This is a genomic window from Cryobacterium lyxosi (assembly GCF_004403345.1).
Classification (GTDB): domain Bacteria; phylum Actinomycetota; class Actinomycetes; order Actinomycetales; family Microbacteriaceae; genus Cryobacterium; species Cryobacterium lyxosi.
Genome location: NZ_SOGT01000005.1, coordinates 153056 through 172441 on the forward strand (window position 1 = coordinate 153056; position 19386 = coordinate 172441).

The following is a 19386-nucleotide window of genomic DNA, read 5'->3' on the forward strand; positions in this document are numbered from 1 at the left end:
TCGGTGCGGATAGCCGGCATTCGGGTGAGGCCGGCGCGTGACGGTGCCACTACTCCGTGGTTGCGTCCGCGGCCACGTCAGGATGCGCGTTGAGCCAGGCCAAAACGTATGCCCGACGATTTTCGGGGCTCGCTTCCGCTCGCTGCAATGGCTCCGTGTCGCCTGCGGATTCGATGAGCGGCGCAAGCTCGTGGCGTACTGCCGACAGGCTTATATAGTTGCCCGCCCATTTCGGGTCGAACCCCGAGATCGTTGCGATCGCGTCGGGGCCGCTTCCCGACGGCACAGTGCTGCCGACAAAGCGTGCCACAACATCAAGGATTGACCAAGTGCCGTCATTGAGCCGTCTGCGGACTAACTCTGACACGCTCTCGTTGTCGAATTCTCCCCAGATGACGATCACGAGCCAAACATGGGGGTCCAATTCAAAAACTGGCTTTGTCGTGATCTCGGCAACGTAGCTAGGGAGCTTCAGAAACAACTCAGTCTGGAACTTCTTTCCTTGCTCGTTCCACGCTTGGATCTCATCGCCGCTGCCAAGGTGACGGCCAACTAACAAGCGCATTGCGTCAAGAAGCATATAGGCGGTTTCAGGTCCGCTCTCCAACCCTTCGCGAACAAGCTCTGGGAACTTCGCAGCTTCGGTGTCAACTATCAGTTCAGCGAGAAACCCTGACAGAAGGTCACGCGGTGTTCCCCACCCGTGCTGCTCGGGCAGGCTTGTGTACCGGCCAATGGCCCAGAGGCCAATAGCTTCCGATTCCTTTGACGTGTGCCCCCGCTCCTGCGCGATCTTCTGAATTGTTCGCCTCGTGTCGCTTATGAGATGAGTTTGAAGCTCGACCAACGCCGATGACGGACTCGTCAGGTGCTCCAGGCCGGCCAACGATAATCGAACGGTCGCGTCAGATAGGTCATCCACAGGGACACCAAAGTTGAAATACCGATCGAAGTAGAACTCGTCGGCTATTCGGCGTGCCTCGACCCTCGGAAGACTCGAAACTTCCTGTCCGTTGGCTATGCGCCCGACGGCCGGGAACAGTCCCTGCAAGGCGTTCACGACTGTTTCCCTGCGGGATGGGGCTACGCCGCCCTGGCCCAGCAGCAGTTCCAGTTGATCGCTCCGCTTTAGAACTGCCTTGGCCTTGTCGAACTCAAAATCAAACTTCCCCCCGTTGCCGTGAATGAGGAAGTGTCGATGGCCCTGAAGCTGGCCGTAGAGGCCCGGCTCGAACGTGCGGATCCAACTGAGCAGAACGAAGTCAACGGTGTTTACTTCATTCGCAACCGAAGGCAGAAATGCCTCGATCTGTGCGAAGAGATGCCTTATTGACCGTGGCGTGGTGAGCCGTTCGATCAACCCAGAACGGAGCAATTCGCGCAGCCGAATCTCATCATCAGCGCTCAATGAAGCCCCGCTCTTCGCGACAACGCCACGAAGCGCCCTCTCAAAGAGAGTTTCTACGAGGTCCGGCCGTAACGGCGGGATATCGAAGCGCAACTGAACGATTTTCTCAAGGTAGTCGAGAGCTCGACGGTCGTTGTGTTGCCCGACTAAGTCAGTACTTTCCAGCAGATCGACGAGGGTCTCCTCGTCGTAGCAGAGCAAGTAGAAAACGTTCGGCAGGCGGCCGATGAATCGGACCAGCTTGAAAACCTCGAGCAGCTCGGTTGACGTCAACCGGTCCAAGTCGTCGAGCACGACCAATACTGGCTCGACAAGCTCCTCAAGTTGAGTTGAGACTCTTTCCCGCATTTTGGTGGCGCTCAACCGGTCGGGATCAAAAAGATGCTCGGCCGCACCTCCCAAATTCAACCCAAACGCGCTTGCAAGCTTTGCAAGCGGCACAATGGAGTCTCGAAAGCCGACCATATTGTTTCGCGTATCGTTCCACTTGTCGCCGGGCGGGACAGCTTCGCGCAATTCGGAAAAGAAGCCCCATTTCAGAGACTCGGCGTCAGAGTACATCCAAGGATTGAAATGATGCACTCGCCATTGGGAAGACTCTAACTGCGCCGCCAGGGACGAGATGATCGTTGTCTTGCCTGAACCCCAGGCTCCGATAAGTCCAAACACCGACGATCTACTTTGAAGGCTAGCGGCCTGAATGGCGGCCGCTGTCGTTGATATGAATGCCGTCCTGTCGAAGTAGCGCGACCTCGGATCGTCGCCGGGACTGTCCAGAGGGTCGTCCGACATCCACGTCCAAGTTGTCGCGTCTTCGTCCATCAATTGTTTACCCCTCGTCCTTGCCATTCTGGTGCATTGCTAATGCCGCAGCGGCCGTCCGATGACCTCGAACTGCCTTGGGCCATGCCCTTGGTTGCGCTGTATAGAACAAACACAGCGCCATCAAACGGCGCCACAACGGTTGGGAGCTGTCATCCGCGCTCAATATGCAAGACTGCCTTGTGACTGATACAGCCAGGGTGAGCGCACTCGGAACGTCCACTTCTACCGAAGATCACTTGGTTCATTTCACCAGCAACATCGAAGACCTGGTCAGCATCCTCTTGACAGGTCGAGTCGAAGCCAGGAATGAGTTCGGATTCTTCCCTGTCTGGAGTGCTGTTGGTGATCGACATCTCTCCGCGTGCTTTACCGAGCTCCCAATCGGGGACCTGCACCGTGTTGCCCGCGCTAAGGGTAAGTACGGCATTGCAGTTAGCAAATCCTTCGCCAAGAATGAGGGCGCTCAAGAAGTCATCTACTTGGACTTAGACTCCCGTGACTATTGCAGGATCGAGCGGGAAATAGCTGCCGCCAAACGCGCTGGCGACGTCAACGCCGACGCCTGGAACCGTTCTCCGTTCATTTCTCCAAACAGACCGAACTACAAATACGAGTATGAGAAGGAATGGCGCGTCCCGGGTGGGCTGCAGTTCTCGTGGAGCGACATTTTGTTTGTGTCAGGTCCCGACGGAGCGGAATTGACGTTCACACAAGACCCTGAACTTGGCGCTGTCACCTGGGATGAGGACGCTGACCAATTCCGTTGGTGGGGCGGATACGTGGAAGAAATCGACGACGCTATGAACATGCGCGTCGATTCAATACGCGAGCGTTTCGCGCCAGGGGACCAGTATCTTTTCCTCGACAGGGAAGAACCGACCGGTTTCAACTGGACTGGGTTCACCCAATGGTCCGGATTGGACATAGTCCTGTATTTCCACGATGAGCTTGTTGAAGAAGCGGCGAATGCACTTGCTGCGCATCTGGAATTTTTGAGCCCCATATGGATTGACAAGCAGCAGCTCTAAGCAGGGTTCCCTCGGCCCACCTGAACTTAGCGCCGCCGTTGCTGCGGTACGCCCAGAAAGTGGCGCGGTTGGAAGGCCGGCTCATTCGACTGGGAGAACGGATTGCCCGCAGTGTCTCGTATGCTGGCGTTGCCGTTGAAACCCAAGGGCCGTGTAGTCCACACACTTTCGAAACCGAGATCAGTGCTGAAGTGAGGCTCTCTACTTGGCCGTACTGACGCATTCGCCAAGAACCTGCGTCACCACATCAGATGGCTGGGTCGTCGCCAGCCCGCATTTACCGCTCCGAAGCGCGCTTGCATTGTGTGAGTCGTCATCATCCCTAGCGGTGGGCGGCGCAGTTGAGCCGTCACTCCGTGAGGTCGTCGAAGTGCTCGTTGAGGTACCGGCCCGCCCCTGAAATATCCGGATACATCGTGGAGAAGTTGTACCCAAACCGGCTCTCTAGTACGTCGCGAATCTCCGCCTTCGCCTGCGCAGTAATTCGGTAAGTAAACGTCGGTGCGAGGTTCGGCCCATTCGACTTTGCAACACGCTTCGGGTGGTAGGTCTTGGCATATATAGAGGACGACGCGAGCAGGTCAGCCTTCGACCAATACTCGCCCGCGGCGCCGCGGAGGAACGACCGAGCGGTCTTCGAGTTAACGATGGGTACCCCGTCGAGCACGAACGCGCCGTTCTGGGCGGCGATGCGCGACTCGTACGCGGATGGCACCCACACACGTCGTTTGGCACCTGTCCCCCAGTCGGCGAGTTGACGCTCCTCCGGCGATACGAAGTAGTGCCAGAACGGTAGGGCGGTTTGCGGGAGGTCGCTAATCTTGACTCTCGTGTCCGCCTCAGAGACACGCTCCTCTTCGCCTTTCTTCGGTATCGGTCGCGTCGCTAGCACGAGCAGGCGCGCGTCCTCCTCGTCCTGGTCGGGGTCAGCCTCACAGGCAAACCACGCCGCGACGTAGGGGTTACGAGTCACGTCGAGCAGCCGGGTTGGCGCGCCGTAGTGCTGCAACCTCGCGAGCAGCTCCAGGGAGTGCATTTCATCGAGACGCCAGTTGTCTCGGGCATATTCGATGAGACGCGCCTCAGCATGCTGCATCTGCGTCTCAGTCGGGAACGGCTGCTCGCCCTTCGGGTCTCCCGACGGCTGAATGACGCCGTTCTGTTCCTGGAGCTTTCGGTAGAGGCTGCTCTGCAAGCCCCATTCGGCGTTCTGCTGTCCACGCCAAACCAGAGGCAGGTCAGGGTTCTTCTTGATGAGCTGCGCTATCGCCTTGTTGAGCGATTCAAAGCTGTCGATGACAACCTCGTCTCGCTCGAAGTATGACGCGGGCGACCGCATTTCCTCCGAGTACGCGTAGTTATGCTCATCGCTTTCCTCGAAATAGTCGCTCGCGCTAAGCGTGTTGGTAGAGAGCGCTGCGAGCTTCGCCCACTCCATCGAACTGCTCAGCGAGGAGAGGAATGACGTGGTACTCAGGCCCAGGCCCAAATCGGGCGTCGCCGGGAAGCTCTTCATCAGGTCGCTCACCATCCCGGCATTCAAGCCCAGCCCGGCCATCGAAGAGAGCTTCTCAAACCCCGGCCCGAAGGCCGCCTTCTGCGATTCGCGGATTGACGCCGAAAACTCCGATAAGAATCCGGTCAATGGCCCGAGGGACTTTCCCAGCACCGCTGACGTAGCCATATTGTCGAACACCGGCCCGAGCGCCACCCTTTGAGTGGCCAGGATGTTCGCCACCGCCTTGTCTGTTGCGGAGTGGCTATGGTTTGGCAGTTGAGTTGCTTCCTTGATGGGAATTTCCGGCTCGTCCGTGATTTCATCGGACTTGTTATTGTCTTCGTCGTCTGCCAACGGTTCTCCCTAGCTCACTCCGAATCGAGCTATCTCAACCCGGCTGAGCACACCCTACCGAAACTCAGCTCAATTTCGGGACAACCCAAACCGCGAGCACAGGCCCAAAATCGCAGCGCGTACTTCCGATCCTTCGGCCGCAACGGCGGCGACGGCGATCGCGTTTGCTACGAACGGTAGGCCTCAGCAGGAGATCCAAACGGCGAGCACATTAGCGGCATGATTACTTCCTTGTGAGACACGGGCCCTCCTCTTGATACCGAGAATCCAATTGACCGATAAAAGCGGTTATGTCAGCGTGTCTGAAACCCGCCAACCGCGGGCGTTCGACTCAGGGGTTCTGGAGAGATCTCCGAGGCTGCCCATTGGTGCGACAACCCAACTTGACTGGGCTAATTTCTACACGACTATTGTCGAGACCCTTCGCCGACTACAAGAAAGAGTTCCTCAGGCAGACAGCTAAGCCAGACGCGCAATCCGTGCAGCCTATGGCAGAGTCCGACGCATGCTTGACACCGTCGAGGATTGCTCCACTCTGGTTTCTCGGTTGGCCAGCATCTGCGTAGATTCGAAATCCCACTTGTAGGTCCAATTCAATCCATCCTCGTCCCAGAGACGTGGGCTGCGGAGTCGGTCGAGTCCTTCAGCAAGCGTGTAGCCCAAAGATCCGAATCGAATATGCCTATTGTGAGGAAGGTCTGTGTTGACTCTCCAGTTGGCCAGCGTCACCTCCAACTCAATAATTCCCCCAGGAGAGGCATTCCATTGGCGAAGAATGAGGTCCAGGAGCTGCGTTGCTTCTTCCGGCACGCGGCGCTCGTCGCCAAATCCCCCGACCAGCCTGACACGTGTCCCGACCGGAGAAGTTGCTGCAAGGTGGTTAAGAAGCCAGATCAGATGTTCGGGAGGATAGCGACTGTGGATGCCGCTATCGCGACGCGCCAACTCGGAAAACATGTAGCGATCAAGGACAGAGACGCCCTTGGAACGACGAGCAAGTGGAGCAAACAGTTCATTCCAAACGTGTTCACGATCGGTTCCTTGGGCGTGCGCTCCTGCTACCGCCAATGCGCGCTTACTGTCGATTACCGAAACCTCACCCAGGCCGCCGCTTGTGGTTGCGCTAATCTCGGCGCGAATCTCTTCGACAGCATCTGGGTTGTTTGGAAATACCCGGTCGAACTGATCTTCGCTCAGCACGAGCACTTTCTCCCCCGTCCCGTTCAGACCAGCGAGGTCCGACTCGGAATTCAGGTCACAGAGCTTGAACCCCGACGGCAAGAAGTTCGGCAGAAGTCGCTTCTGCTGGTTCAGCAAGGTCAGAAAGTTCAGCCACCGATCGCGCTCTGGAGATAGAAGCAGCGGTGATTTCTTGATGGCGGCAATGAACTCTCCAATCTCCGCATCACTTGCAAACACCAAAGAACCGTGAGCAAGCAACGTTTCTCTGACAGTTCTCTGCGCTGCAACCGAACTCCGCTTCAACCGACTGAACGCAAGATCAGTCAGCGCACTAGGAACGATAGCAATGTCCACAATCACATGACACCGCTGAATACTTCATCGAAGCGCTCGGAAAAGAACCCGTTCGGCCACTCATCGATGAAGTCTCCGCTTGAATCCAGTCGAAGCTCTTTGACGTAGGCCGAACCGTCTGGGCGCTGATCGACGTAAAGGACGGCAACCTGCGCGGGGTCGAACTGACCTTCCCGTATCCTCCGTTGGACTCGGAGCATGATGTGCTCGCTGTGAGTTTCAGCGATGATTTGATTCCCACGCCCAGCTTCGTCGGTCGACTCGATGAGCAGGTCTGCCAGCTCTGACTGCATAGCAGGGTGGAGATGAATCTCCGGTTGTTCTATGAGGATGATGGATTCGGTCCTAGCAGATAATTCGACCAGAATGGGAAGAACCTGCGAAACGCCAAACCCGACATCAGCGGTGCTCAACGAGACTCCCTTGCGCTCATTCCTCAACACCACAGTGGCTATGTCACCGAGAACATGTGCTCCCGGCGCGTTGGCGAGATTCAGGACGTCGAGGTCGTAATCAACACCTAGCCGGCGCATCCAGGAGGATACTTCCTCACGTTCGGAGCTGTTGTCCAGGAGGAAGAAGGGAATGTCAGTCGCAACACGGTTCGCATCTTGACGGGTATTCACTCGCAGCGGCGGCTGCCGGAGGGGGCCCAAGTAAACCATCCTTCTGAACAACGCTTCGAGTTCCTGGGTCACCGCGCCAATCGCGTTGGTTCCGCGCCGTAGCCCTCCATCCTCCAATCCGGCATGGGTAGAGGACTGACGGGCAGCGTCAAGATTGATGTCGGCCGTCGGGCCAGGGAGGTTGCCTACCGCTGGCACGTCGACTCGTGCTGAATCAAGGCGAGAAAGAGCGCGCCTCACTCGGACTGCCATATCGCGTGATGGTTTTCGTGTTGGATATGTAAACGTCTCACTCGTCGCGAGCCGAACCAATCGTTCTGCATCGTTGGCGGAGATCGTGAAGGGAGCGTTTTCCTCCTTCGTACTGCGGAGGAACTCAAATGACTCGTTGTCGAAAGTGACCATGACTCGCGATGTACGCGCTGTGCCCGACGGCATCTGCTCAAAGACCAAATCAATGCTGCGAGCTAACGACGGGTTTGGAACGACTAGGGGCGAATCAATCAAAGGTAGAGAACCAAACGAGACTCCCAGTGTCATTTGTCGTTCAGTGTCATGGCGATGAACAAGCCCTCGGAAAGTCCCCAAGTCAAACCCGTCTCCCCGCGTTGCAAGTCTTGATGAGTTCAAAGATTGCCGCATGAGGAGTAACGCCTGAATCAGGGAGGATTTGCCAGCACTGTTTCGTCCGAAGACCAGTGTCAACGGGCGGAGCGGAATCGAGAGCGGGCGACCAACCGCCTTGAACTCGCCAAGTTGAAGCGCCGAGAGCATTCGCACTGGAGCCAGAGGTCGCGGTTCCGTAATTCTAGGAGCCGACGGGAGATGGGCGCGGGGCGACAAGTCCCGCGAGGCAGCTAGAACGTCTGCCGCAATCGCGGTCCAACGCCACGAAGGTGGCTCAATACCCCCTTCATCTTCCCTCCATCGCAAAACCAAATCTGCAATTCCCTTGCCAGCTTCGAAACCATTTGACGCAGCGCCGCGCGATACCTCTGAGCCGTTAACAAGGAGCACACGATTCGATCGGTCGGGGTCTCGCTCACCTCGGACAATCCACAGACAGGTTTCAATGCCTGTACTCAGCGAAGCCCCCGCGGGCAGCGCGATGATTGCCTCAATCTGACCCTTCTCCAGCAGATTCATTCGGAAATGAGCATCCTGGTCCGAGTGAAGTGTCCTAGTAGGGAGCATCACAACAGCCACTCCGCGTGGAGTTAGCGAATCAACGGCTTTGCGCACCCAGATCATGTCTGATTTGGGGCGAGAAAGAAATCCAGGGTTTGCCTGACGTTGCTCTTCCGTCAATTTGATGGAAAACGGTGGCTCAATGCAGATTGAATCCCACTCAGGTCCGGTGTCTTGAGCTAGCCAATCTCGGGCGAAAATGTCTGCGCTTACGCCTGCAAGTTCGAATCGGGCTTTGGCAGTGGCGGCAATTCGCGCGTTGATATCGAAGCCAGTCACATTCGTTCGTGGCCGAAGCGCCGAGCTAAGAAGGGAACTGGCAAGGCCGCAAGCCGGATCAAGTAGTCGTGGACCCGAACCAACGAGGTCGCTCATCAAGGCCGCAACGACGGCGCTCGTTTTGCAGGATTCGGCGCGGTCGTCCGCAAGGACCGCTACGTGCAGAGCGTGACAGCTCACTTTCTCAGCCTCACCAGTTACCGGGCCTTCCCGACCGATGACGAGTTCGCGGCCGCCTTGCAGTCGACGGACCTCTACATCGCCGTCCGCGTAGATTCCGAAGCCCCCGGACAGAAACGGTTCCCCGGCCTCGCCGTCGCCGCGACGATGAGCCTGCCCAATATCCGCGTTGCCGAGGAAGCCGTCTCACTTATGCGCGCAACCCAAGCCCTCGGCTTGGAGCCCGGGGTCGGCGACGCCGACAAGCAATACTGGGCAAACTCACTCGACGAACGTCTCCACGAACCGGCCTTCAACCTCGGGTTCACACCCTCTACGGACTACCGCGTCGACCGCCTCGGGCACCAGGGCGGCGACCACGGCGCCCTCTATATCGAAGGCGGCACCTACTGCCCCGCCACCCCCAAACCACTGCAGAACGCCACCAAGGATCTGCTGGGCGCCGTTATCGACACCGAAACATATCGAGCACGCATCACGGGCCGAACCGCGTTCAAACTGCACGTCAAGGAACAACCCGATGCCAAAGGCCGCACCGTGCTGCGCTGTCCCGCACTTGGACCCAGCCCCACGGTGACCTGCCCTCTCCGCGAGCTCCTCAAGACCCGGAAAGTTCTGAAAGGAGTCGAGGAAGAAAACCTCCCGGACTTCGCCGACAAGATTTGCACTCAACACTCGGTGTCATTCGACACCGCCAAGAACCGCCGCACCGCACAAGCATTCGAGTACGGAACTAAGGAATGGGACGCCTTCCACACCCACGCCCGAAACAGCATCGAATCGCTCAATAATCAGGTGAAAAGCGGCGGCACCGAAGACATCGAATCCGCCAGCCGTCGCCGCGTCCGCGGCTTCGGCGCCGCCCAAATCATCGTCACCATGCTCCTCACAAACTTCAACCTGCGCAAGATCGCGGCCTTCATCAGCGACAAGATCAAAGACGACGCGAAGAAGCAGGTCAACGGCGAACCGCCAGTCGCGCTCGTCCGGCGTCGCGACCGAGAATTCCATAATCCCTACACGGACACCTACCCGCCCGATGTAAAGCGACCCACCAAACCCAAACGATCAGACGGCGACGAAACCGGCGGACCACCGCGAAGAACCTAAACGGCCACATCCGCCGCCGCTACCGCCCGAGAGGGCACGCCTCCCCGCATTCCGAACAATCCGACGCGCCGCAAAACACAAAAAACCACCGGCGACACTGCCCTGGTCGACGAGTCGCCAACACAACTCCACGAACACCCCGCTTAAACCAGAAATCGCTCCTGAGAATCCTCAGGAGCGATTTCTTTTTGTTCCAACCAGACCGTTTCGCGAACAGTTTCGCGAACGGCCCTTTGGTCGGGCTGACAGGATTCGAACCTGCGACCCCTTGACCCCCAGTCAAGTGCGCTACCAAGCTGCGCCACAGCCCGCCGCTTCCGCAAAGCGATTTCAATATTCAAAACCTGCGGAAGACAACTGTAAGAGCTTACCGCCTTATGTGAGGCTCCATGAACACATCGTCGGAACCCATTCGCCCACGAGCACTGGCATCTGCTCACAGCTGAGACATCGGGTGTGGATCCCAGGATCGGTCGAGACGAATCGACTGTCGAGCGCCTAGACCGTAATCAAGGCGACACCCTTCAAGAGCTCCGAGTTACGCAGACTTGTACCCAAATAATCACTGGCTTTTCCTGCCGCTGACTTTCCAGACTAGATTCACCGACGTTTATCACGATCTAATCATCATCTACCTCAACTTCTACCTCGGGCACGGGCTCTCGGTCGCCGGCGTCGTGCAGCGGCTAGCTTTATCGCGGGCGGCGCAACAGGCCTTGCCATCCTCTCGTTCTGGGTCATTCTCCCGAGAGCCGACGACCCGACCGGTAATCGGGTCGACGGTAGTTAGCAGCCGGATACGGTTTGTGCCTGATCCAATTGCATCACAACGACGATGTTCTGCACGGTGGCCGCGTCCGGGTTGTAGTCGAAAGGGCGATAGCAACTGACGAGCACCAGGCGGTTGGGGATGGCGTCGGTGAGTTCGTCGTTGTACTTGTACTCCGACTTGTTCAGTTGAAGCGTTTTTTGCTCGACGTAACACAGACGGCCATTCGCCGTGTCAACGCTCGCCACGGCCCCGGATGGCACATCTTTGAGGCTGTTGAATACTGCTGATTCGACTGCGGAGTGCCCATATAGGTACACCGTGTTGGTCGAGTCCGTGCCTGCCGTTCCGCCGGAAATAGTTGTGTCCCAGGAAATCGTGGTGAGTTCGGACGGGTCAAATCCACCCCGTTCTTCGATCATGGCCTGGGTGTATTCGGATACGGCTCCGTCGAGCCCGATGGAGGGTACCCGGAGACGCAGCGGCGCTGAAGCTGCAATCGTTACTTCTGTGGACGACGCTGCCGTGGGTGGAGCCGGCGTCGCCGGAACCGCCCGGTGAATTTTTGGTGACTCCGTGGCCGTGGCCGTGGCCGTGGCCGTGGCCGTTGGCGCAGAGTCGGTCGGTGGCATAAGAAACCATCCGACCGACATCACACAGAGGAGGGCAGATGCGCCGATGAGCGCTGCCCGTTTAGTGCCGAGCACTGATTCGGCGCGCGCCAATTGCGGCAGCGACTAGCGCGGCCAGAAGCAGTGCGCCAATTCCGAGAAACACGGGAGCGCCCGCGTCATCGCTAGGGGCGGGATTAAAACCGTCGGTCTTGGAATCGTGCAGAGTGTTTTTCGCGATCGGCGTCGCCGTTGGCGCCGGCGCGGCGGCGAGGGTGATATTGGTCAACGAGGCGGCGCAGGTGACAACGGATCCGCCGCCGTTGGCCGTGCCGTTGCACTGGTTGATCGACACCGGGAGAAGCGCGCTGGTCGTTGACGGGGTCACGGTGCAGTTGACTCGGTCGGAAGCGCCGCCGCCGTTGACTGATCCGTTACACTGCGTGATCGTTGCGCTAGTGGTGCTGGCGGGGAACGGGTCGCAGCTCAAGGTCGGCTCGGGGCCTTCCGCACCAGTTCCGTTGCACTGGTTGACCGTTGCAGGCGTGACATCAGTGGATGCCGCCCCGGTCACATTGTTGGTGACGGTCACGTTGCAGATCACGCTGGACCCTCCGCCATTGGCGGCATCGTTGCATTGGTTCACCGATGTGGTGAGCGCGTCATACGACGTTGTCGCGGTTGTGCAGGTGGGAGCAGTGTTTGCAGCCGCGCGACATTCCTTGACGGTCACCGTTGAACTGGCCACTCCGGTGCTGGCGTCGAGATTATTAACAACGGTGACATCACAGTTCAGACCCAAACCGCCAGTGTTCGCAACATTGTTGCACTGGGCGATCGTTTGCGCGGCTGATGCGGACGAACCGGAGGGAGCGAACGTCAAGCCAAAAACGGCAAGGAGTACCACCGCCGCGAGCACGAACACTCTGGTGAACGACTTACCGGGACGGGTTGCGTTGGCGAGACCGGGAATAAAAATAGCTGTGTGCACATCGCTCCTCACATAGGCTCAGACAATAACACGCCATGTGATGGAGTGGGATTAATTGTGGGCGCAGCGCTCATTGCGTTCGGTTCTCCGGAAGCGACCGCCAAGAGATTTCGGCGGGACCCACACTTCAGCTGCCAAAAAACTCATGGTGCGCTGGAAATCTATATCATTTACTCACTCCTCGGCGGATGCGGGAGCAGTCGCAGATCAGCTGAGCTCGTGCACAGCCACGCGCTTCGCCAAGCTGACGTCAATCATGCGAATTCGAGATATCAGGTGGTTGACGGGCCCGGCTGGCTTGCGAATCCGAGGTGACGGTCGATGCCCGCCGCTTGCGTGCAAATTGCTTGCAAGCTTGCGCCATGTTGCTACTCTGGGCGCATGGCAGCCATCGCTAGCACCGATAACCACATGCAGACACATCGTGCCCGTCGTGTTTCGGCCCAATGGTCGCTCGTTGCAGCGGGGCTGTTTTTCGCAGCGGCCGCGCTGCAGCTTGTCGCCTCGCTGGAACGGTGGGTCGTGCTCAGCGCTTCCCGGACGAGCACCGACATCTCGATTGAAGACCACCGATTCGACTACTCCTACCCCGCGGACCCGTGGCAAGACCTCGGCACGACCGCGCAATTCTTCGGCGTGGGTCTTCTGCTGCTGGCGCTGGGCATCACGGCCGTGGCGCGATCGGTCGCGCATCGCGACGGCGGCCTTGAGCGGATGCTCACCGTCGCGACCGCGGCATCCTTCGGCATCACCGGCATGCACGCCCTCGTTTCGGGCCTGATCGGCGTTCCGTCTCCGCTGCAATTTCTGCCGGTGCAGCTGTTCCTGAGCTTGGTCGGGTTCGCCGGTTTGATCGCCTTGAGCGTGCGCTGGCTGCTCGTGTCGTGGGCGTCATCCGTCGCGTGCCTGTTGCTGCTCGCCGTCACCTTGCCCGGCACTATCGTCGTCACCTTTCAGATCGCGCCGGCCATCGTGGGCTATCAGTCGCACGACACGACCCCCTTCACCGAGACGATCGTCGCCGTGTCAACGGCCGCGGCGGGCGTGGCGATGCTCGTGGCGGCAGGGGTAGCAGCGCTCTCCCGTCGCCGATCCGCTGCGCAGAGTGAGTTGACTCTTTAGCGTCTGCTTTCTGCCTCGGGGCGCAGCCGGATGAGCCGCTGCGGGCCATCCTCTTTCAGCTCGGCCAGCTCGCTGCGCGAGGAGAGAAAGTCGGTGAAGGACCGGAAGCCTAACGGCTTCTCGTTGAAAGACGGGTCCATGCGGCGCATCTGGTTCTTGATCGTGCCCGTGTTGAGCCACTCGTCGGCGTCACCCTTGGCGTGACCGATTTGCAGCGCACGCACCAGGAGCTCCGTGGCGAGCGTCTGTGGGTCAATGTCGTCGCCGACCTCAGGCTCGTCGAACTGCGCGTCCTCGATGTGCGAGAACATGGGGATCGTGGTGAATATACGGGTCTGGACAGGCGCCGGGTCGGGTACGGTCTCGGCAGTTTCTGGAGCCTTCCTGCTGGCCTTGGGCCTTTCCGTGGTGGTCGTAGCGGTGCCTTTGCCAATTCCGGGCAGCGAGTCGTAGTCCTCGAACTCATCGCACGCGGCCGCGAGTGATGTGCTCGTCGAGCCCGCGACGCCGATGCCCACCACAAACCGACCCAGCCGCTTCGACTTCTGAGCCAGGGCAATGTAGTCCGAGTCGCCGGCGATGATGATCACGTGGGTCAGATCGGGCAGTCGAAAGAGGTCTTCGACCACGTCGACGGCCAAACGGATGTCGGCACCGTTCTTGGTTCCGCGGGTGGTCGTGGTGAATAGCTGGGTCAGGTCCACCGCTCGAGACATGAGCTGACGCTGGTAACTCGCATTGACCGGCACCGACCAGTCGGCGTAGGCACGATTGACGACCAGGGTGCCAAACGATGCGGCAAAGTCGATGATGGCGTTGAAGTCCACCGTGGCGGAGGCGAGCCGCGCGGCGACCTCGAGGTCGGCATCCGCACTCGACTTATTGAAATCGCGGATGCCGTCGCGCTGGAAAGCATTGCGCCCGTGCAGCTGCTGGTAACGCGAGATGACGATGTTGTCAAAGTCGATGTAGAGGCCGACGCGCGCATCGTTCGGTTCAGTCATAGTGAGCTCCTTAGCCACAGGCGGAAGACTCAGTTGCGATCCGGTGCCTCCAGTCTGCGCCGAGCGGCGGGGGCAGGGCAACTCGGCTGGCCACTTGCACCAGCAATCGACTGCTGTGGGCGTCAGGTGTACCTGGCCGTGATCGCTCCGGGGGGCATCAGAAGTTGTCGCAAACCCGTGAAAGCCGGATGCTTGAACCATGGAGCACACGAACGAGTTTTTACCCGATCACGCTGAGACCGACCACGACAACGCGGAGGCGGCAAGTGCTGTTCACGCCCCCCGCGATCCCGGCGTGGTCGAGGAATTCTGGGACGCGCGCTACGCCGACATGGCACAGCTGTGGAGCGGGCATCCGAACGGGACACTCCTGACCGAGATGCAGGATTTACCGGCCGGGCGCGCTCTGGATGTCGGCTGTGGCGAGGGAGCGGATGCCCTCTATCTGGCGGAACATGGCTGGCGCGTTACCGCGCTGGACGTGTCGCAGGTGGCGCTCGACCGGGCAGTAGCCCAGGCCGCCGTTCGCAACGTGACGGTGAACTGGCTACACGCCGGCCTGGTCGACGCGGCGCTGCCGCGGGCGTCCTTTGATCTCGTCTCTGCGCAGTACCCCGCGCTGCTGCGCACCGACGGGAACGTCGCCGAGCACGCGCTGCTCGCGGCGGTCGCTCCCAATGGTGTGCTGCTCTTTGTGCATCACCCCGCGCCGACGAAGGAGGAGGCCGCGGCCCACGGTTTTCATGTTGACGACTATGTAGGCCCCGCAGAGGTCGCTGCACTGTTGGACGACAGCTGGCAGGTCGAGGTCGACGAGACCCGGCCGCGCCATGTCGCAACCGGCGCCGGGTCACATCACACGCATGACGTTGTCCTCCGGGCTCGACGACTGCGCTGATCGGCTGCAGTTAGATTGCGGCCGGCGCTCCGCAACCGCCACGCGGGCGTTGGGGTCTGCGGGACGTTTGGAAGTGCCCCCGGGCAGCGCCCGCGGTATGCCTCTGCTCATCGCGGGCTGAGAGTCGCGGCCCGGAAGCAGTTTGCCGTTAGGGTGATCACTATTATGCAGATTCGCGACATTGGCCTGTCGGCCCTCAAGGGCGGCCGACACACGACGCGCGACAACGTGCTGCTTGAAGCGCACGGTCCGGCGGGGGACCGAATTTTCGCGGTCGTCGACCTTGCGAACGGCCGGGTGTTGAAGACCGTTGAGCATCCGTTATTGCCCACCTGCCAAGCCCGGTGGGACGACGGGGTACTGTCGGTCGACATCGGCGGGCAGGTGGTTGCCGCGAAGCCCGAGTTGAACGGTCAAACTGTCACCCTCGACTATTGGGGTCGCGCCGTTGGCATGCACGTGGTCGAAGGGCCGTGGGCTCGGGTATTCTCTCGTTTGCTCGGCAAGGATGTCGCTGTGGCACAGGTCAACGGCCCGGGCGGCGTGGTCTACGGCGACTCCGTCACCCTCGTGACGACGAGTTCGCTGCGCCGCCTCGCCGCTGAGGCCGCCACGACCGTTGACGCTCGCCGGTTTCGGGCGACGTTCACAATCGACACGGGCGACGCGGCTGCACACGTGGAAGACTCCTGGGCCGGTCGTGAACTCGAGCTGGGGAGCGCACGCCTGCTCGTGGGCGCCGGCATCCCGCGCTGCGCGGTCATCGACCTGGAGCCCGACACCGGCGCTCGCGGCACGAACCTGCTGAAGACCCTCGCCCGCTACCGGCTGAGCGGGAGTGACATTCCATTCGGTGTCTACGCGCAGGTCATTCGCCCGGGAAGCGTCGGCCGCGGCGACCCGGTGCGATTACTCCCCGTTCGCTGACGAGAGGCCGGGCCGATATCGACTCTGTCCGCGGTTGATACGGTGCCGGCCGCCAAGCGGCAGCAGGTCAGGGAGCGATCTGCTTGACCGGGCGCATGAGAATCTCCTGGATGAGTACATTGGCCGGCTGCGCAAAAGCGAAGACGAGGGCCTGGGCTACGTCTTCGGACTGCATCGCTTCCAGCTGGGTGCGCCGGGTCAGGAGCGCATCGCTGACGTTCTCGCCGAACTCGGTCCAGACGGCGCCCGGTTCAAGGACCGACACGCGGATTCCCTCCTCGCCCAGTTCCTTGCGCAGGGCATCGTGAAAACCGACGACGGCATACTTCGTCGCGCTGTAGACCGACCAAGTGGCTGCGCCATAGCGGCCACCGACGCTCGAAACGGAGCAGATCATGGCGCCGGCCCGACCGCGCATGAGAGGGATGGCCGCCTGGGTGCAGTTCAGCACGCCATACAGGTTTACATCGATCATTGACTTCCAGTCATCCGGGTCGCTGCTCTCAAACGGCGAATTGATGCCCAGGCCGGCGTTGTTGAAGAGCAGATCCACCCCACCGAAACGGCTCTTGATGGTGGCGAACATCGATGTGACGGCGGCGGCATCTGCGACATCGACCTGCATGACTGTCGCGGAGTCTCCGAGTTCGGCGGCGAGCTCCTGCAACCGTTCCACGCGCCGGGCGACGAGGATGACGTGGGCACCCTCCTCGACGAGAAGGCGCGCTGCTGCTGCTCCAATTCCGCTCGAGGCTCCCGTGATAACAGCGATTTTGGCGGTCAGATCCTGCATTTTCATATGTGTGGCTCTCTTGCTCGGGAGGAGGCAAGGAAGGCGACCCGGCGCTGATCCATCAAATGCTGGAAACAGAAGGCACGGTGCAGCTTTACACCCGACAGACGCTGGAGAACCCAGACTTGCACGAATACCTAATCGTACAGTTGATGACACCAGCGAACAGCTGTGCAATCGCGAGCGTGCGTGTGCGCTGAGGTCCTGGTCGACAACAGGCGGGCCGACCCTTCCCACTTCGACGTGCGTTGGTTTGAGATACTGGAGGGATGGACGACAAAGATACCCTCGCTGATTTTCTGCGCTCGGCCCGGGCGCGACTCACGCCAACCGACGTCGGCGTGTTGGTCAACCCCCACGCGCCCGCCAGGCGGGTACCCGGACTGCGCCGTGACGAAGTAGCGGGGCTGGCCGGTGTGAGCGTTGACTACTACGCGCGCATGGAACAGGGCCGGGTGACGCAGGCATCCGATGCCGTTGTCAACGCGCTCGCCGGGGTGCTGCACCTGAATGAGGCGGAGCGCAGCTACCTGTTCTCGCTGTTATCCGCCTCGACCGGCGGCCGCATCCAGCAGCGGCGGCGCACCCACGCAGTGCGCACGTCGGTGCGCACCATCATGGATTCCTTCACCACGCAGCCAGCATTCGTGCTCGGCGTCGGCATGGACGTGCTGGCCATGAACGACCTCGCCAAGCTGCTGCTCAAGGACTTCACGAAGGCCTCGGGGCTCGGGCGCAGCATGGCCCGATGGACATTCCTCGACCCGTCGGCGCGCACGCTGTACCTGGACTGGGACATTGTGGCGTGCGATGTGGCGGCTATGCTCCGTCACGACGCGCGGTCCCACCCCAACGACCGGGATCTCAACGAGTTGATCGGTGAGTTGACCGTCAAGAGCGACGAATTTCGCGCGTGGTGGAGCCAGCACCGGGTGTGGGAGTGCACGTTCGGCGTGAAGCGCTTCGAGCACCCGATCGTGGGCCGGGTGGATGTGGACTACGAGACCTTCCCTGTTCCAGGCGAACCAGACCAGCAACTCTTCGTCTACAGCACCCAGCCGGCATCCGCCTCAAACGACGCGCTGCGCATCCTGGCCTCCTGGCGCACAGATCAGACGGATGCCCCCGCGCTCGAGTCCATCCGCTGATGCTTTAGAACCCTTCGGGGAGACGCGGAACGTACGATGCTTCAAGGCGCGCCCGCTCGTCGGCGCTGAGTTCGAGGTCGAGCGAGGCGATGGCATCGTCGAGGTGCTGCGGCTTCGTGGCGCCAACGATCGGCGCCGTCACAGCGGGGTTACCCGACACCCAGGCCAGGGCTACCTGAGCCAGCGGCACTCCGCGTTCAGCAGCAATGTCAGCGACGACGGAAGCAACGGCGCGATCGCCGACCTCTGCCTGTGCGTACAAGGCCTGGCTGATCAGGTCCGTTTCGGTGCGGGCTGTCGTCTGGTCCCAGTCCCGGGTCAGCTTTCCACGCGCGAGCGGGCTCCACGGGGTGAGACCGATACCAGCGTCGGCGGCGAGGGGGAACATTTCGCGCTCCTCTTCCCGGCTGATCAGGTTGTACTGGCTCTGCATTGACACGAACGGCGTCCAGCCGTTCACGTGCTGCAGGCGCAGGGCTTTCGTAAACTGCCAGGCAAACATCGAGGAGGCGCCCAGGTAGCGCGCTTTACCCGAGCGCACCACATCGTGCAGGGCTTCAAGCGTCTCCTCGAGGGGAGTGAAGGGGTCGAAGCGGTGCACGATATAGAGGTCCACGTAGTCGAGGTTGAGGCGACGCAGGCTGTTGTCGATCTCCTGCAGCACCGCCTTGCGTGACAGGCCGCGCTGGTTGGGACCTTCGCCGACCGGCGAGTAGACCTTGGTGGCCACGACGATCTCGTCGCGGCTGGCATACTCCGCGAGGGCGCGCCCGAGGATTTCCTCGCTCGACCCGGCCGAGTAAGCATTTGCGGTGTCGAAGAAGTTGATGCCGGCCTCAACGGCTTGCCGAATGAAGGGCCGACTGGTCGCCTCGGTCAGCGTCCAAGCGTGGTTTCCGCGCTCCGGCTCGCCATAGCTCATGCAGCCGAGGGCGAGCGCTGAGACATCCAGACCGGTGGTTCCGAGCTTCACATACTTCATGGGACTCCTTAAATGACGGATGCCCCGGGCCGCGTTGTATCTGCGGCCCGGGGCAGTTCGTGCCTGGGTTTTTTATCGACCGGTGTGGCTTATGCCGCGCCGGTCAGGG

At 60.4% G+C, this 19386-nt stretch carries 16 protein-coding genes, 1 tRNA gene and 1 pseudogene; 7 read left to right on the forward strand and 11 right to left on the reverse strand.

The features are described from left to right. Window positions 1-49 precede the first annotated feature (49 nt). The gene (locus tag E3T27_RS04655) at window positions 50-2230 is read right to left on the reverse strand and encodes a KAP family P-loop NTPase fold protein (RefSeq protein ID WP_241992127.1); all 2181 of its coding nucleotides are present in this window, start codon (window positions 2228-2230) and stop codon (window positions 50-52) included. Window positions 2231-2412: 182 nt separating this feature from the next. Between E3T27_RS04655 and E3T27_RS04660 the strand changes: the two genes are divergently transcribed. Beyond that, window positions 2413-3261, forward strand: coding sequence for a hypothetical protein (locus E3T27_RS04660; RefSeq protein WP_134571741.1), 849 nt, complete (start codon window positions 2413-2415; stop codon window positions 3259-3261). 349 nt (window positions 3262-3610) lie between these two features. Here the strand turns inward: E3T27_RS04660 and E3T27_RS04665 are convergent, their stop codons facing one another. The 4 genes and pseudogenes from E3T27_RS04665 to E3T27_RS17295 form a co-directional block, all read right to left on the reverse strand. Then, window positions 3611-5113, reverse strand: a complete 1503-nt coding sequence (locus E3T27_RS04665; RefSeq protein ID WP_134571742.1) for an FRG domain-containing protein — start codon at window positions 5111-5113, stop codon at window positions 3611-3613. A 486-nt stretch (window positions 5114-5599) separates the two neighbouring features. Then, window positions 5600-6655 carry a hypothetical protein gene (locus E3T27_RS04670; protein WP_166786099.1) on the reverse strand — a complete coding sequence of 352 codons (1056 nt, stop codon included), beginning with the start codon at window positions 6653-6655 and terminating at the stop codon, window positions 5600-5602. Continuing rightward, on the reverse strand, window positions 6652-7680 hold the full coding sequence (locus E3T27_RS16910; protein ID WP_241992122.1) for an AAA family ATPase: 1029 nt from the start codon (window positions 7678-7680) through the stop codon (window positions 6652-6654). Before E3T27_RS16910 ends, E3T27_RS04670 begins: the two co-directional genes overlap by 4 nt. Window positions 7681-8274: 594 nt before the next feature. Continuing rightward, a pseudogene (locus E3T27_RS17295) lies at window positions 8275-8838 on the reverse strand (N-6 DNA methylase); the annotation flags it as partial. 63 nt (window positions 8839-8901) lie between these two features. On the opposite strand from E3T27_RS17295, the gene E3T27_RS04680 reads away from it, so the two are divergent. After that, complete coding sequence (locus E3T27_RS04680) at window positions 8902-10032, forward strand: hypothetical protein (protein ID WP_134571745.1); 1131 nt, start codon at window positions 8902-8904, stop codon at window positions 10030-10032. 234 nt (window positions 10033-10266) lie between these two features. On the opposite strand, the gene E3T27_RS04685 is transcribed toward E3T27_RS04680, so the two are convergent. After that, window positions 10267-10343, reverse strand: a tRNA-Pro gene (locus E3T27_RS04685). A gap of 145 nt (window positions 10344-10488) precedes the next feature. On the opposite strand from E3T27_RS04685, the gene E3T27_RS16915 reads away from it, so the two are divergent. Further along, the gene (locus tag E3T27_RS16915) at window positions 10489-10617 is read left to right on the forward strand and encodes a DUF6328 family protein (RefSeq protein ID WP_241992123.1); all 129 of its coding nucleotides are present in this window, start codon (window positions 10489-10491) and stop codon (window positions 10615-10617) included. Window positions 10618-10818: 201 nt separating this feature from the next. On the opposite strand, the gene E3T27_RS04690 is transcribed toward E3T27_RS16915, so the two are convergent. Next, window positions 10819-11433 carry a class F sortase gene (locus E3T27_RS04690; protein WP_206750149.1) on the reverse strand — a complete coding sequence of 205 codons (615 nt, stop codon included), beginning with the start codon at window positions 11431-11433 and terminating at the stop codon, window positions 10819-10821. Window positions 11434-11494: 61 nt separating this feature from the next. Then, a complete protein-coding gene (locus E3T27_RS04695; RefSeq protein WP_134571747.1) occupies window positions 11495-12403 on the reverse strand; it encodes a hypothetical protein in 909 nt (302 codons plus the stop codon). Window positions 12404-12784: 381 nt separating this feature from the next. Here E3T27_RS04695 and E3T27_RS04700 point away from each other — a divergent pair, with 381 nt between their 5' ends. Then, window positions 12785-13525, forward strand: coding sequence for a hypothetical protein (locus E3T27_RS04700; protein ID WP_134571748.1), 741 nt, complete (start codon window positions 12785-12787; stop codon window positions 13523-13525). On the opposite strand, the gene E3T27_RS04705 is transcribed toward E3T27_RS04700, so the two are convergent. Continuing rightward, complete coding sequence (locus tag E3T27_RS04705; RefSeq protein ID WP_134571749.1) at window positions 13522-14529, reverse strand: NYN domain-containing protein; 1008 nt, start codon at window positions 14527-14529, stop codon at window positions 13522-13524. The two genes, E3T27_RS04700 and E3T27_RS04705, sit on opposite strands and share 4 nt — an antisense overlap. 199 nt (window positions 14530-14728) lie before the next feature. Between E3T27_RS04705 and E3T27_RS04710 the strand changes: the two genes are divergently transcribed. Together E3T27_RS04710 and E3T27_RS04715 are read left to right on the forward strand one after the other, a co-directional pair. Further along, window positions 14729-15427: a class I SAM-dependent methyltransferase gene (locus E3T27_RS04710; protein ID WP_104195638.1), complete on the forward strand. Its 699-nt coding sequence runs from the start codon at window positions 14729-14731 to the stop codon at window positions 15425-15427. 165 nt (window positions 15428-15592) lie between these two features. Then, complete coding sequence (locus tag E3T27_RS04715; RefSeq protein WP_134571750.1) at window positions 15593-16354, forward strand: MOSC domain-containing protein; 762 nt, start codon at window positions 15593-15595, stop codon at window positions 16352-16354. A gap of 67 nt (window positions 16355-16421) precedes the next feature. Here E3T27_RS04715 and E3T27_RS04720 read toward each other — a convergent pair whose 3' ends face one another. After that, window positions 16422-17147, reverse strand: coding sequence for an SDR family oxidoreductase (locus E3T27_RS04720; RefSeq protein ID WP_198417308.1), 726 nt, complete (start codon window positions 17145-17147; stop codon window positions 16422-16424). Between the two features lie 269 nt (window positions 17148-17416). On the opposite strand from E3T27_RS04720, the gene E3T27_RS04725 reads away from it, so the two are divergent. Beyond that, window positions 17417-18295, forward strand: coding sequence for a helix-turn-helix transcriptional regulator (locus E3T27_RS04725; protein ID WP_134571751.1), 879 nt, complete (start codon window positions 17417-17419; stop codon window positions 18293-18295). Window positions 18296-18299: 4 nt separating this feature from the next. Here E3T27_RS04725 and E3T27_RS04730 read toward each other — a convergent pair whose 3' ends face one another. Beyond that, window positions 18300-19277 carry an aldo/keto reductase gene (locus E3T27_RS04730; protein ID WP_134571752.1) on the reverse strand — a complete coding sequence of 326 codons (978 nt, stop codon included), beginning with the start codon at window positions 19275-19277 and terminating at the stop codon, window positions 18300-18302. Window positions 19278-19386 lie beyond the last annotated feature (109 nt).

Bases quoted from the DNA above. Each gene is read 5' to 3' on its own strand.
- E3T27_RS04655 (WP_241992127.1), bottom strand. From the start codon at position 2,230: ATGGACGAAGACGCGACAACTTGGACGTGGATGTCGGACGACCCTCTG.
- E3T27_RS16910 (WP_241992122.1), bottom strand. From the start codon at position 7,680: ATGGTCACTTTCGACAACGAGTCATTTGAGTTCCTCCGCAGTACGAAG.
- E3T27_RS04690 (WP_206750149.1), bottom strand. From the start codon at position 11,433: ATGCCACCGACCGACTCTGCGCCAACGGCCACGGCCACGGCCACGGCC.
- E3T27_RS04700 (WP_134571748.1), top strand. From the start codon at position 12,785: ATGGCAGCCATCGCTAGCACCGATAACCACATGCAGACACATCGTGCC.
- E3T27_RS04705 (WP_134571749.1), bottom strand. From the start codon at position 14,529: ATGACTGAACCGAACGATGCGCGCGTCGGCCTCTACATCGACTTTGAC.
- E3T27_RS04710 (WP_104195638.1), top strand. From the start codon at position 14,729: ATGGAGCACACGAACGAGTTTTTACCCGATCACGCTGAGACCGACCAC.
- E3T27_RS04715 (WP_134571750.1), top strand. From the start codon at position 15,593: ATGCAGATTCGCGACATTGGCCTGTCGGCCCTCAAGGGCGGCCGACAC.
- E3T27_RS04720 (WP_198417308.1), bottom strand. From the start codon at position 17,147: ATGCAGGATCTGACCGCCAAAATCGCTGTTATCACGGGAGCCTCGAGC.
- E3T27_RS04725 (WP_134571751.1), top strand. From the start codon at position 17,417: ATGGACGACAAAGATACCCTCGCTGATTTTCTGCGCTCGGCCCGGGCG.
- E3T27_RS04730 (WP_134571752.1), bottom strand. From the start codon at position 19,277: ATGAAGTATGTGAAGCTCGGAACCACCGGTCTGGATGTCTCAGCGCTC.